The sequence below is a fragment of the Bifidobacterium sp. LH_512 genome (assembly GCF_056356435.1).
In genome coordinates this window covers 1,064,895-1,077,736 of record NZ_JBKEUE010000001.1, presented here as the reverse complement: position 1 = coordinate 1,077,736, position 12,842 = coordinate 1,064,895, and the positions used below count along the sequence as shown (strand labels likewise).

Genomic DNA, 12,842 nt, shown 5'->3' with positions numbered 1-12,842 from the left:
GCATGCAATTTCACGATGTATTGACATGAAAGTCCACTGTGCCAGAAAACACTTTTGATGCCCTTGCGGCGGAATCGTCCATGCCCGAAACCGTGCAGGACGCCGACCGCACCTACACTTTCGCCGAACTCGGCGTGCCCGGTCCGCTTGTCCGCGCCTTGGCCGCGGAAGGTAAGCGCACTGCATTCCCCATTCAGGCCGACACTTTGCCTGATTCTCTCGCCGGACGTGACGTGCTTGGCCGCGGGCGCACCGGTTCCGGTAAGACCTTGGCGTTTTCGATTCCGCTGGTCGCTCGTCTGGGCGAAATCGGCATGGGCGCCAATCCGCGTGGAAACCGCGGTGGCAAGCGCCGCACCAAAAGCCAGTCCGACAACGAGGATTCACGCGACGATTCCCGCCTGCCCCGCCCGCGCGGCTTGGTGCTGGCCCCGACCCGAGAACTGGCCAACCAGATCAACGATGTGCTGGCGCCATTGGCGCGTATGTACGGCATGGCCACCACAACCATTTACGGTGGCGTGCGTTACAACCGTCAGTTCCGTGAACTGCGCGAAGGCGCAGATATCGTCGTCGCCTGTCCGGGACGCTTGGAGGATCTGATCGAGCAGAAGGCGCTCGCTCTCGACAACGTGCAGATCGCCGTCATCGACGAAGCCGACGAAATGGCCGATATGGGATTCCTGCCGCCGGTCAAGCGTCTGCTTGGCCAGATTTCCTTCGACGCGCAGGTCATGCTGTTCTCCGCGACCCTCGACCATGGTGTCGATGAGGTGGTGGAAACCTTCCTGTCTGATCCGAAGGTGCATAGCGTTGATTCGGCGACCTCCACGGTTGACGAAATGACCCATCACGTGTTCGAAACCACGCGTGACGACAAGCCCGCGCTGGTGAGGGCTTTGGCCAGTGGCAAGGGCCGTCGCATCATGTTCACCCGCACGAAGTTCCAGGCCATGAAACTTTCCAAGGAGCTTACGCAGGCCGGCATTCCGGCTGCGGAGCTGCACGGCAACCTGAGCCAGAACCAGCGTGACCGCAATCTTGCCGCATTCGACAGCGGCGACGTGCGTGTTATGGTCGCCACCGATGTCGCGGCCCGAGGCATTGACATCAGTGGCGTCGAACTGGTCGTCCAGGTCGAGCCGCCGGATGATCCGAAATCCTTCCTGCATCGTTCTGGCCGTACCGCGCGTGCGGGCAAGACCGGTGACGTCGTCACTCTGATGCTGCCGGAACAGCGTCGCAAAACCCGCCGTATGATGCGCGAGGCCGGGCTGCAGGTTCGTTCCGTCAAGGTTCGTTCCGATTCTCCGGAAGTGCTTGAGTTGGTCGGCGAGCAGGCCGAGCCGGTGTTCGGTTGGACGTTGGAACAGTCGCAGCCTGCCGGCAATCCGCGCCGCCGTAATGAGAAGAACGGTCGAAAGGACGGTCGCGGTTCGTGCCGCCGTAAGAACGATGACCGTTTCGGCAAGGACGGCAAACGTCGTGACCGGCGTGACCGCGATAATCGTCGTCGCCTTGACGATGACTTGTCGAATGTGGTCGAGGCGGTCGAAGTGACTCGTATCGACCAAGCGCCGGTCGAGTCGGCGGTCTTTTCCATGAAGCAGGAGAAGCCACGCAACGATAGGCGTCGTGAGAGGTACGACCGTCGCCATGCCGCATCCAAGGCCGAGCGTGAGAAGCGTCGCCAAGCGGAAGCTTTGCAGGAACGCGACGGCGGCAAGACGAAGTCCAAGCGTAAGGCCGACCGCAAAGCTGAACGTAAGTCCGGATACGGGGCTGAACGTAAGACGGAACGCAACGATAATCGTTCGGCGAAACAGCAGCGTAACTCGTACAATGATCGCCGCGATAATCAGAATCACCGCAACGGCAGGAAGCGTCGTAATGACGACACCGTTTCCGGCAAGCGCATTCACCGCAACGAGAATCGCGTTCGCAACGACGAACGTTCCGAAGACGTGAAGCGTCACGAACGCCGCATGAAAGCGCGTTATGGCGACAAGCATTCCGGCGGCCCGCGTCGTCGTCACTCGAAAATCAAGCGCGCTCCATTCCGTACACGCTAAGCGGAGAGCGAAATCATAGCGGCAATCATTGCGGCCACTCATATGACTCATCAACATCAACGATGAGCGTCATGATTGGCCGCAATTCATGCCTCCCATGTTGTTGATGTGGCGAAAACGAAATCATCGACGAATCACGCCGTTTGCCGCCAAAACCGATAGAGTGGAGGCATGGATGAGCAACAATCGGTGTTTTCCGCACACGTCGTCAGCTGCAGGATGCCGGCGGAACAAGGCGAACGTATTATTTTCAAAGGATTGGCGCTTTCGATTCACACACATGAAATCGTGGATTTGACAGGCCCCTCCGGTTCGGGCAAAAGCAGTCTGCTGACGGCTTTCGCCAAACTGAATCCGCGTACGCACGGCGAATTCATCCTCGACGGGCATAAGGATACGGAATTCACGCCGCAACAGTGGCGCAGCCAAGTGGCATACCTGCCGCAAAAGCCGATATTGCCTGGTGCAACGGTGGCTGAAGCGATCCGCCTGCCATGGAGACTGCATGTACGCGTTGCGCAAGATACCGCCAAGAAAACACCGTTCCCGCACAAGGATACGCAGATCGGAATCAGCGACGACGATATTCGCCACATGCTTGACGGCATCGGCTGCGCAGACATCGAACTCAACCGTGACCCACACGATCTTTCCGGAGGCCAGGCTGCGCGCGTCAGCCTCGCTCGCACGCTGCTGACCAAACCGCGCGTACTGCTCGCCGACGAAGTCGATGCCGGATTGGATGACGACAACGCCGGCCTCGTCGCACAGATCATGCAGCATGCCGCCGAAGAAGGCATGGCGATCATCCGCATACGGCATCGCGCATCGGACGGGCTGGCCGCAAGAACACTCGTATTGCGCGACGGAATCCTGTATGAGGAAAACAAGGAGCAGCGGCCATGAGCGGCAACTATTATTCCATTGATATTTGGGGGTTGCTTGTAGCCTTGGCAATGGTCGTAACTGCGGCCGGCGTGTCCGGCCTCACGCGCATGGGCGTCGGGAAAACCCTGCTATGGTCGGCATGCCGCGCGTTGCTGCAATTGTGTGCCATGGGCCTGATCATGGGCTACGTCATTCGTTCCAACAACATTTGGCTGGTGTTCGCGCTGATCGCAGTCATGCTGATCGCCGCCGTGCAAATCACCCTGTCGCGCGCCAAAGGAGTGCCCAAAGGCCTGACAGGCCCCGTTCTGCTCAGCCTCGTGCTCACCATGCTGCTCATGATTTCATTGGTCGCCGAACTGATCATCCGCCCGCAGCCATGGTATGCGCCACAGTTGGTCGTGCCGTTGACCGGCATGCTGCTGGGCAATACGGTGTCCGCACTCGCGGTCGGATTGAGTCGCTTCTATGAGTCCATGCGCGAACGTCGTGACGAGATCGACACCATGTTGGCTCTTGGCGCCACCGCGTGGGAGGCTGCCCGTCCGTCCATCGTATCGTCGATTCGACTTGGCTTGCTGCCTACCACGGCATCGCTCGCATCCAGCGGCATCGTCACTATTCCGGGCATGATGGCCGGTCAGGTTATCGCTGGCGGCGACCCGTTGGATGCCGCGAAATATCAATTCGTTATTCTCGGTGCGATTGCCGCATTGACGCTGTTGGCCGACTCGTTGATTATGGCCATGGTGTACCGTACATGTTTCACGAAGGATGACCGTCTGCGCTTGCCGTAAGATAAAGCCCAAGTGCTTTCCAAGAACGATACGGATACTTTTACACTATGAACGAATTGATGTTTGGATATGCGGCCGGTGTCACGCTGGCCGACAATATTGGATCGTGCGCCGTTGATACGGGCGGTTTCATCGGTGCCATCACGAATTGGTTGGTGCAGTTGATGTCCGCAATGGGCGCTGTCGGTACTGGTATGGCGGTGTTGTTGGAAAACCTGTTTCCGCCGATTCCGAGTGAAGTGATTCTGCCTTTGGCGGGTTTCACCGCGGCACAGGGGCATATGACATTGGTCGAAGCCGTTATCGGCGCGACGATCGGCTCGTTGCTTGGCGCGCTGTTGCTGTACGGCATTTCGCGTGCGATCGGCGCCGAAAGAATTCGTCGTCTGTTCGATTGGATGCCGTTGACTGATGCGAGCGATATTGATGTCGCCGACCGTTGGTTCGCCCGTTACGGCTGGCTGTCGGTGTTGGTGGGGCGTGTGATTCCGATTGTGCGCAGTCTGATCTCCATTCCTGCCGGTTTGGCCGCCATGTCGGCGTGGCGTTTCGCCGCTTTGACCGCGTTCGGTTCTCTTGTGTGGAATACACTGCTGGTGATGGCCGGCTATTTGCTTGGCGGCCAGTGGTGCACAATTCTCGGCTTCCTCGACCAATTCCAGTACGTGGTGGCCGGTCTTATCGTGATTCTGTGCATCTGGTATGTCGTCGTGAAAGTCCGCAAACATAAGGCGAAGGAATCCAACCAGGACTAATCGCAAAAACCGGTCACATGTGCTGATGCGGTGTGTTTATATCAGCATATGTGACCGAAATCGAGCCTTAAACCGATCACATATGCTGATGGGATGCGTTCTTATCAGCATATGTGACCGTTTCTTATTTGTTCGTTCGCAGCAGGCTGTCGCCAATGCCGATTAACAGACCGATAATCGCCGGTAGCAGCCAGCCAAGCTGGACGTCATGCAATGGCAGCATCGCCAACGCTTCGCCCAACATAGGAATCGTGAATCCAAACAGCGTAATCAGACTGTTCGCGCAGTCCACAATACTGACGATGCCGACCAGCACCACCACCCAGAAATAGATGCGATGAAAACGGCCGGCAATCAGATGGTGCGTGAACGATAGTACGATCAATACGATTGCCATCGGATACAGCGCGGACAACACCGGCACCGACACTTTGATGATCATGCTCAAACCGGCATTCGACACGATGAAACTGAATGCGGCGAAAATCGCGCTCCATGCGCGATAGCCCATACGGCGACCTGCGATGCGCGGGAAACGATTTTGGAAATACGTGCCGCAGGTGGAAATCAGCCCCGTGCATACGTTGAAGCAGGCGATGACGAACACCAGTCCGACAAAAGCAGTGCCCCATGTGCCGAATGCCGACGACGTCAGATTCGTCAACACCGTGGCACCGGTATCCTTCGACGGGTCGATTCGCGCCAGTGAGCCGGAGATGACGCCGACAAACGAGAGCACGCTGTACACAAGAACCAGCATGACGCCGGTGCCAAGACCGGCCAGACCTGTTTCCTTACGGTTCTCGGATTCCTCGGTGACGCCCATCTGCGTGACGTTCACTGAAATGATGATGCCGAAATACAAGGCGGCCAGCAAATCCATCGTCTGATAGCCGTCCAGAAAGCCGCGTGCCATCTGACCGGTCTCATAATCGCCGAACGGTGCGGTGAAATCGCCATGGGGAATCACGAGGCATGCGATGAACAGCGCAGCAATCAGCACCAGCAGCAGCGGACCCATCACTTTGCCCAGCGTTTTCGACAGGCGTTCAGGATGTTGCGCGACCACATACGACAAGGCGAAAAATACCGCCGAATATACGAGCTGTGTCAGCCAGCGCGGCGTATCGCCGGCGAACGGCACCACAGCCATCTCATATGACGTGGTCGCCGTACGGGGAATCGCAAAGCATGGGCCGATGGTCAGAATAATGGCCAAGCCAAGAACGGAAGCGAAACGTGGCCCCACACGGCCTGCCAATGCGTCGAAACCGCCTGCACGGGAAACGGCAAGAACGCCCAAAATTGGCAAGCCCACGGCGGAAATGATGAAGCCGAACGTGGCCGTAATCGATGCCGTGCCGGATTGGACGCCTAAAAACGGCGGGAAAATCAGATTTCCGGCGCCGAAAAACATGGAAAAGAACGTGAATGTAAGCAGCAGGCGATTACGTGTCGTCAATGTTATGTCGGATTGTTGCATTGAGACAGCATCGCTTGTGATGCATTCGCCGCTGGAATCTGTTTTTGTAGCCATATTTTGAGACGATGAACCTTGTGAATCCCTCATTCCACCTAGTCTAATATTTTCCCGTACAACGAATGTGCATTACATGCGACAACGGTTTGATAATTCATGAAGACTTCGCCGCCAGCGTTATTGTGAAACAAATCTTGGCGATATGACGGGTTCGGGCTAGACTGACAACGGAAAAGTACTCTTTTTTGACGGAGGAAGCAGCATGACAGCTGAAGCAAACGTCGGCGTCGTTGGTCTCGCCGCAATGGGTGGCAGCTTGGCCCGTAATCTCGCGCACCATGGCAACAAGGTCGCCGTTTTCAACCGTTCCTACGGCCGCACGGAAAAGCTGATGGCCGAACACGGTAACGAAGGTGAATTCTACCCGGCAAAGACCTTGGAGGAATTCGTCGACAGCCTCACCAAGCCGCGTACCGCCATCATCATGGTTAAGGCCGGTGAGCCGACCGACGCGATGATCAACGCGCTGGCCAATCTGATGGAACCGGGCGACATCATCGTTGACGCGGGTAACGCCTACTTCCCGGATACGATTCGCCGTGAAAAGGAAATCCGCGCTCGTGGCCTGCACTTCGTTGGCTGCGGCGTTTCCGGCGGTGAAGAGGGCGCACTACGCGGTCCGTCGATGATGCCGGGCGGCACCGACGAATCCTGGACGACGCTGAAGCCGATTTTCGAGTCCATCGCAGCCGTCGCCGAAGGTGAACCGTGCGTGACCCACATTGGCGAGAACGGTGCCGGTCACTTCGTCAAGATGGTGCATAACGGCATCGAATACTCCGACATGCAGCTGATCGCCGAAAGCTACGATCTGATGCGTCGCGGCCTGGGCATGAGCCCGGCTGAAATCGGCGACGTGTTCGAAGACTGGAACAAGACCGAGTTGGACTCCTACTTGATCGAAATCACCGCCGAGGTGCTGCATCAGGCCGATGCCAAGACCGGAAAGCCGCTGATTGACGTAATCGTGGATCATGCTGGCATGAAGGGCACCGGTACTTGGACGGTGCAGACCGCCCTTTCTCTGGGCGTGCCGGTTACCGGCATTGCCGAAGCAGTATTCGCTCGCGGTCTGTCTTCTCAGGGTGCGTTGCGCGAAGAGGCCCTTCGTCAGGGCTTTGAAGGTCCATCCGACCCGATCGACATGCCGGTTGAAGAACGCCAGGCCTTCATCAACGACATTCGTGAAGCACTGTACGCTTCCAAGGTCGTCGCCTATGCACAGGGCTTTAATGAGATCACCGCCGCCGCCGAAGAATACGGCTGGAATATCGATCTGGCTGCTGTCGCCCGTATCTGGCGCGGCGGCTGCATCATCCGAGCGAAGTTCCTCAACCGCATCTCCGAAGCCTTTGAATCCGGCGACGCGAATGTGTCGCTGCTATTCGCCCCGTATTTCAAGGATGCCATTGAAACCGCTGAACCCTCGTGGCGTCGCGTCGTCGCGCGCGCTGTGCGCTTCGGCATTCCGGTTCCGGCCCTTTCCTCGTCGCTGGCTTACTTCGACGGCCTGCGCTCTCCGCGTCTGCCTGCCGCTTTGATTCAGGGCCAGCGTGACTTCTTCGGTGCGCACACCTACGGTCGCATCGACGCTCCGGGTGCTTTCCACACACTGTGGGCTGAGCCGGGACGCGAAGAAATCGAAATCTGAGTCGAAGCCTGGCAAAGTGAAGACCTGATACACGATGAAGGGTTAAGAGGAGGAATTCCTCTTAACCCTTCATCGTGTTACTGCAACGGTGTCGCAGCGGTTTTTTACAGTTTGCTGACCGCTCCCACATCAACCAGCCACAGCAGTTCCTCGCCGTCGGCATAGGAACTGGGAGCCTGTGGATTACGCGGCTTGGCGAAAGCGTTGCAAACGGCCTCGGCCTTGCGTTCTTCGGAAGTGAACACCCACGTGTGAAGCGAGCGTGCAATCATCGGAACAGTCAGGGTCACACGCAGCGGCGGAGGCTTGGGGGAGTCGCGCACGCCGGCGACCAACACATGCGGATCGTCGATCAGCACTTCATCCTTGCCTGGGAACAGGGATGCGAAATGTGCGTCCGACCCGACTCCGAACATGGCGATATCCATACGCGCGTTCTCGCCCAACTGCGCAATCAGCTCACACTGATATTCAGCGGCCGCGGCCGCCAGAATCTCATTGGTCCGCTCAGACGAATCCTGCGTGATTGCTTCAGCGGAACGCCTGTCAGCCGGCATCTCATGAATGTTCTCGGCCGGCATGCGGCCTTCGGCGATCAGACGGTCGAACAGCGCTTCACGAGCCTGCTTGGCATTACGATCATCATCGTCGGCGGCAACGAAACGCTCATCGCCCCACCATACGTGTACGTGTGACCAATCAACCGCATCACACAGAGAATTCTTGCCCATGACGGCGAGCACTTCAATCCCGTCGGTGCCGCCGGTGACGGCGATATCGACACGTCCACGATTCGGCTCGGCCAACATGTCGATAATGGTCAGCAGCGTGCGCGAAGCGACGGCCTGTGCGAGAATCTGCGGATTCGGATAGACCACGGTTTTACGTGCGCCCATATATGTCTCCTTTATCCAAGCAACGAAACTGCCTAATGCTTTGGTCTTTTTTCGGTCACACTTGCTGATGTTGGTCCGTCCTTACTGCAAATGTGACCGTTGTAAGCCTTGGTTTCGGTCACTCCTGCTGATGGTTATGGTTCATATCAGCAGGAGTGGCCGTTATGTATGTTTTAGGCGTGAGGATGAATCAAGTCCCAGCCCTCGGTAACGACTTCGGCGTAGATGTCGTCGGGATAGAGGCGTCCCAATTCTTCGCTCAAGCATTCCTCCAACGTACGAGTGGGCACGCTGATGGTCTGCGGCGACTGGCCTGGCATGCTGATAACGGCAATGCCGCCCTCCGCAGATGGACGCTCCAGACTCAGCTCGCCATCCGCGCGGGTCAAATACACGCCGGTGACGGCGGTGGCGCCCGGAACATGCTCAATCGTAACCGGCACGTTGAGCTTCAAACGCAGCCATGCGGCCAGCAAGTCCATCGGCAGGAAATCTTCCGGACCCGCCACACGCGCCGCGCTGATCGGCAGATGCGGCGGCTGATCAAGCATGGAGGCAAGCATCGCACGCCATACGGTCAAACGCGTCCACGACATATCCACGTTCTTCGGTGACCAGTTGCGGCGCAAGTCATCCATGGTACGCATCGGATTCGATGAACGCATCGCGTCGGTGATGCGGCTACGAGCCATCGCGCCGAGCAAATCCTTCGACAGATTCGCCGGCGCTTCGGTCGGCCACCAGGCGACCAGCGGAGTATCTGGTACGAGCAACGGCATCACCAACGTATCCGCATGATGCACCAGACCGCCGCGCGGATGCAGCACAATGATTTCGCCTGCGCCGGCATCCGAGCCGAAACGGATTTCAGCATCCAGATAGGTGTGTGGGGCATCGCTGTTTTCGCCATCGGCACCAGTTTGCGCACTTTCGACAACCGTGCGATTATCCGGAGCAATGGCAATCACACGGCATGGATGCTCACGACTGGCGTTATTCGCCAACTTCAGCGCATGCTCAAGCTCGTCGCCATTGGTGGAAATCAGCAGCGTCAGCACACGGCCCAAAGCGGCCTCGCCACGCTCCTCATGCAAGGCTTCGATTTTTTCCGCGATCGTGCGGGTTTCGGTATTCGGCAATGTAATGATCATGGCATCCTCCACTGGCGTCCGTCGCGAGCAAGCATCTCGTCAGCCTCTTCAGGCCCCCACGTGCCCGAACGATAAGGCTGCGGCTGGCCCAACGCCGCCCAGAACTTCTCGATCGGGTCCAGAATCTCCCACGACAATTCCACTTCACGCGTGGTGGGGAACAGCGGTGGGTCTCCCAATAGCACGTCCAGAATCAGACGCTCGTACGCTTCCGGCGAAGACTCGGTGAAGGAACGGCCATAGCCGAAGTCCATCGACACGTCGCGCACTTCCATCGACGTGCCGCCTGGCACCTTGGCGCCGAAACGCATCGTCACGCCCTCGTCAGGCTGCACGCGAATCACGATCGCGTTCTGGCCAAGTTCGCGGGTGGCGGTCGATTCGAACGGCAGATGCGGCGCCTTCTTGAATACGACGGCGATTTCGGTGACTCGTTTGCCCAGACGCTTGCCGGTACGCAGATAGAACGGCACGCCTGCCCAACGGCGGGTGTCGATATCAAGACGAATCGCCGCATACGTTTCCGTCGTGGATGCCGGATTGATGCCGGCCTCGTCAAGATAGCCGCGCACCTCATGCGACCCCTGCCATCCGGCGGCGTATTGGCCACGGGCGGTGTGAGCGGCCAAATCCTTCGGTAGACGCACAGCGGACAGCACTTTCGTCTTTTCGGCCGTCAAATCGGATGGTGAGAAAGAAACCGGCTCTTCCATGGCGGTCAATGCGAGCAGCTGCAACAGATGATTCTGAATGACGTCGCGGGCAGCGCCGATGCCATCATAATAGCCCGCACGGCCGGCCACGCCAATATCCTCAGCCATGGTGATCTGCACATGGTCGACGTAATTCGCATTCCAAATCGGCTCATACATGGCGTTCGCAAAGCGCAGCGCCAACAGATTCTGTACGGTTTCCTTGCCCAGATAATGATCGATACGGAACACGCTCGACGGATCGAACACTTCGGAAACCACACGATCCAATTCCTTGGCGCTGGCAAGATCATGGCCGAACGGTTTTTCGATGATCACACGGCGCCAAGCGTCCTCTTCGGAGCGCGCCAGACCGCAGTCGGCCAGCTGGCGGGAGACTTGCGGAAACGCGCGCGGCGGCACCGACATGTAGAACGCATGGTTGCCACGTGTGCCGCGGTCGCGGTCAAGTTCGGCGACGGTATTGGAAAGGCGGGCGAACGCCTCCGGATCATCGAAACTGCCCTGCACGAATCGAATGCCGTCGGACAGCTGCTTCCACGTCGATTCACGGAACGGCGTACGGCAGCGGGCCTCGATGTTTTCGCGCACAAAAGACTTGAATTGGTCTTCGCTCCAGTCGCGGCGGGCAAAGCCGGTCAGGCCGAAGCTCGGCGGCAGCAGACCGCGATTCGCCAGGTCATAAATCGCCGGCAGCAGCTTCTTGCGGGACAAATCACCGGTCACACCGAAAATCACAATGCTGCAGGGGCCGGCGATGCGAGGAAGACGCAGGTCGCGCGGGTCGCGCAGCGGATTGGTCCATCCATTTGCCGCATTCCGAGGCATGGATGAAGTGGAAATGGTTTGATTCATGCCACTTATAGTAACGACATCCCTGCTCTTGCGCGGTGATGTTCCCATGCGGCGCAACAAACGTGGAATATTTCACATGGCCTATCGCAGGGCTCGTCGACGACATCGTATCGATGAACACCTTCGGCTTATTTCTACGATTATTACAGTCTGGCAGCCCGCAATTTCGTCATAACAGTACTGATGTGATGTTTTCGGACTTGGCCGGAGCCCAATTCTGTCACAACAGTACTGATATGACGATTGAAAAGATTGGCGGAGCGGCGTTGGGCTGATGGAATCAGCGTTGATATGCGGCGAGGCCGTTGAGGAAACGGGTGAGGCCTTCTCGCATACGGGAACGTGGGCATGCGATATTGATGCGGACGAATGAGCGGCCGTTGCCGCCGAATTCCGCGCCGGGGGAGAGCATGACGCGATGCTCGCGCGTCAGATAGTCGCATAATGCGTCGGTATCGTCAGTGATAGTGGAGCAGTCGACCCAGAGCAGATATGTGGCATGGCCACCCACAACGCGGATACGACGATTGTCGGGCGCGCCCTCGTTATAGCCGTCGAACATGGCGTACGCGAACTGCTTATTGACCGCCAGATACGCGCGTAATTCTTGAAGCCACGGTTCGCCCTCATTGAACGCGGCGATGGTGGCCGTCATGGCGAACGCATTCGGTTCGGCCACTTCGTCGGTGTTGAGCGCACGCCATACCTTATGACGTAGCACCGGATTGGGAATCATCACGGCGGCCGTCTGTAATCCTGCGATATTGAAGGCCTTCGTCGGCGCCAGACAGGTCACCGAATTCATGCGGCAATGCTCGCTTACCGAGGCGAACGGCACGTACTCGTAACCTGGGTCGGTCAGATCGCAATGAATCTCGTCGCTGATCACCGTCACATGATGGCGGCAGCACAATTCTCCGATGCGTTCCAATTCGCCACGGCTCCAAATACAGCCGACCGGATTATGCGGATTGCACAGAATCATCAGCGTCGTCTGCGGATCGGACAGACGCTGCTCCAGCGCATCCCAATCCACGGTGTAATGGCCGGCATCATCATAGGATAGCGGTGCCTCCAATACGCGGCAGCCGTTGTTGATAATCGAATTGAAGAAAATGTTGTACACCGGCGTCTGAATCAGCACGTTTTCATTCGGCGTCGTCAACTTGCGCACCATGCTCGAAATCGCTGGCACTACACCGGTGCAGAACACCAGCGAATCCGGCTCGATGGCAAGCCCGTGACGGCGCCGCCACCAAGCCGTATAGCTTTTCGCCCACTCGTCGGGCACAATCGAATATCCGAACACGCCATGGTCCAAGCGGCGTTGCAACGCCTCACGAATCTGCGGAGCGGTGGTGAAATCCATGTCCGCGACCCACATGGGCAGCGCTTCGCCCGTCTCATCCCATTTGAGCGAGTACGTGCCGGAACGGTCAACCGGAGTGTCGAAATTGTAAGCCATGGCGAATATGTCCTTGAATTCTTCCCTATGTATATATGTAATATGTCGTGTCATATGTC

General features: G+C 57.8%; 10 protein-coding genes. 5 read left to right on the top strand and 5 right to left on the bottom strand.

Annotated features, from left to right (window positions below; translation table 11 throughout):
- Nucleotides 1-38: 38 nt before the first annotated feature.
- From AC1AWD_RS04665 to AC1AWD_RS04650, 4 genes are all read left to right on the top strand, one after another.
- Complete coding sequence (locus tag AC1AWD_RS04665; protein WP_476564108.1) at nt 39-2,072, top strand: DEAD/DEAH box helicase; 2,034 nt, start codon at nt 39-41, stop codon at nt 2,070-2,072.
- Between the two features lie 171 nt (nt 2,073-2,243).
- Nucleotides 2,244-2,978 carry an ABC transporter ATP-binding protein gene (locus tag AC1AWD_RS04660; protein WP_476564106.1) on the top strand — a complete coding sequence of 245 codons (735 nt, stop codon included), beginning with the start codon at nt 2,244-2,246 and terminating at the stop codon, nt 2,976-2,978.
- Nucleotides 2,975-3,757 carry an ABC transporter permease gene (locus AC1AWD_RS04655; RefSeq protein ID WP_476564104.1) on the top strand — a complete coding sequence of 261 codons (783 nt, stop codon included), beginning with the start codon at nt 2,975-2,977 and terminating at the stop codon, nt 3,755-3,757. Before AC1AWD_RS04660 ends, AC1AWD_RS04655 begins: the two co-directional genes overlap by 4 nt.
- 47 nt (nt 3,758-3,804) lie before the next feature.
- On the top strand, nt 3,805-4,512 hold the full coding sequence (locus AC1AWD_RS04650; RefSeq protein WP_476564102.1) for a DedA family protein: 708 nt from the start codon (nt 3,805-3,807) through the stop codon (nt 4,510-4,512).
- Nucleotides 4,513-4,636: 124 nt separating this feature from the next.
- Here AC1AWD_RS04650 and brnQ read toward each other — a convergent pair whose 3' ends face one another.
- The gene (gene brnQ, locus AC1AWD_RS04645) at nt 4,637-5,974 is read right to left on the bottom strand and encodes a branched-chain amino acid transport system II carrier protein (protein WP_476564100.1); all 1,338 of its coding nucleotides are present in this window, start codon (nt 5,972-5,974) and stop codon (nt 4,637-4,639) included.
- A gap of 280 nt (nt 5,975-6,254) precedes the next feature.
- Here brnQ and gndA point away from each other — a divergent pair, with 280 nt between their 5' ends.
- Nucleotides 6,255-7,703: an NADP-dependent phosphogluconate dehydrogenase gene (gndA, locus tag AC1AWD_RS04640; protein WP_476564098.1), complete on the top strand. Its 1,449-nt coding sequence runs from the start codon at nt 6,255-6,257 to the stop codon at nt 7,701-7,703.
- 104 nt (nt 7,704-7,807) lie between these two features.
- Here gndA and pgl read toward each other — a convergent pair whose 3' ends face one another.
- The 4 genes from pgl to AC1AWD_RS04620 form a co-directional block, all read right to left on the bottom strand.
- Complete coding sequence (gene pgl, locus AC1AWD_RS04635) at nt 7,808-8,599, bottom strand: 6-phosphogluconolactonase (RefSeq protein WP_476564096.1); 792 nt, start codon at nt 8,597-8,599, stop codon at nt 7,808-7,810.
- A 173-nt stretch (nt 8,600-8,772) separates the two neighbouring features.
- Nucleotides 8,773-9,750 (bottom strand): glucose-6-phosphate dehydrogenase assembly protein OpcA, encoded by a 978-nt coding sequence (locus AC1AWD_RS04630; RefSeq protein WP_476564094.1) that lies wholly within the window; start codon nt 9,748-9,750, stop codon nt 8,773-8,775.
- Nucleotides 9,747-11,318: a glucose-6-phosphate dehydrogenase gene (gene zwf / locus AC1AWD_RS04625; protein WP_476564092.1), complete on the bottom strand. Its 1,572-nt coding sequence runs from the start codon at nt 11,316-11,318 to the stop codon at nt 9,747-9,749. The genes AC1AWD_RS04630 and zwf overlap by 4 nt, the downstream gene beginning before the upstream one ends.
- A gap of 280 nt (nt 11,319-11,598) precedes the next feature.
- Nucleotides 11,599-12,783: a MalY/PatB family protein gene (locus AC1AWD_RS04620; RefSeq protein WP_476564090.1), complete on the bottom strand. Its 1,185-nt coding sequence runs from the start codon at nt 12,781-12,783 to the stop codon at nt 11,599-11,601.
- Nucleotides 12,784-12,842 lie beyond the last annotated feature (59 nt).

Coding starts and splice junctions, on each gene's coding strand:
- pgl (WP_476564096.1), bottom strand. CDS start 8,599: ATGGGCGCACGTAAAACCGTGGTCTATCCGAATCCGCAGATTCTCGCA.
- AC1AWD_RS04660 (WP_476564106.1), top strand. CDS start 2,244: ATGGATGAGCAACAATCGGTGTTTTCCGCACACGTCGTCAGCTGCAGG.
- gndA (WP_476564098.1), top strand. CDS start 6,255: ATGACAGCTGAAGCAAACGTCGGCGTCGTTGGTCTCGCCGCAATGGGT.
- AC1AWD_RS04620 (WP_476564090.1), bottom strand. CDS start 12,783: ATGGCTTACAATTTCGACACTCCGGTTGACCGTTCCGGCACGTACTCG.
- AC1AWD_RS04650 (WP_476564102.1), top strand. CDS start 3,805: ATGAACGAATTGATGTTTGGATATGCGGCCGGTGTCACGCTGGCCGAC.
- zwf (WP_476564092.1), bottom strand. CDS start 11,318: ATGAATCAAACCATTTCCACTTCATCCATGCCTCGGAATGCGGCAAAT.
- AC1AWD_RS04655 (WP_476564104.1), top strand. CDS start 2,975: ATGAGCGGCAACTATTATTCCATTGATATTTGGGGGTTGCTTGTAGCC.
- AC1AWD_RS04630 (WP_476564094.1), bottom strand. CDS start 9,750: ATGATCATTACATTGCCGAATACCGAAACCCGCACGATCGCGGAAAAA.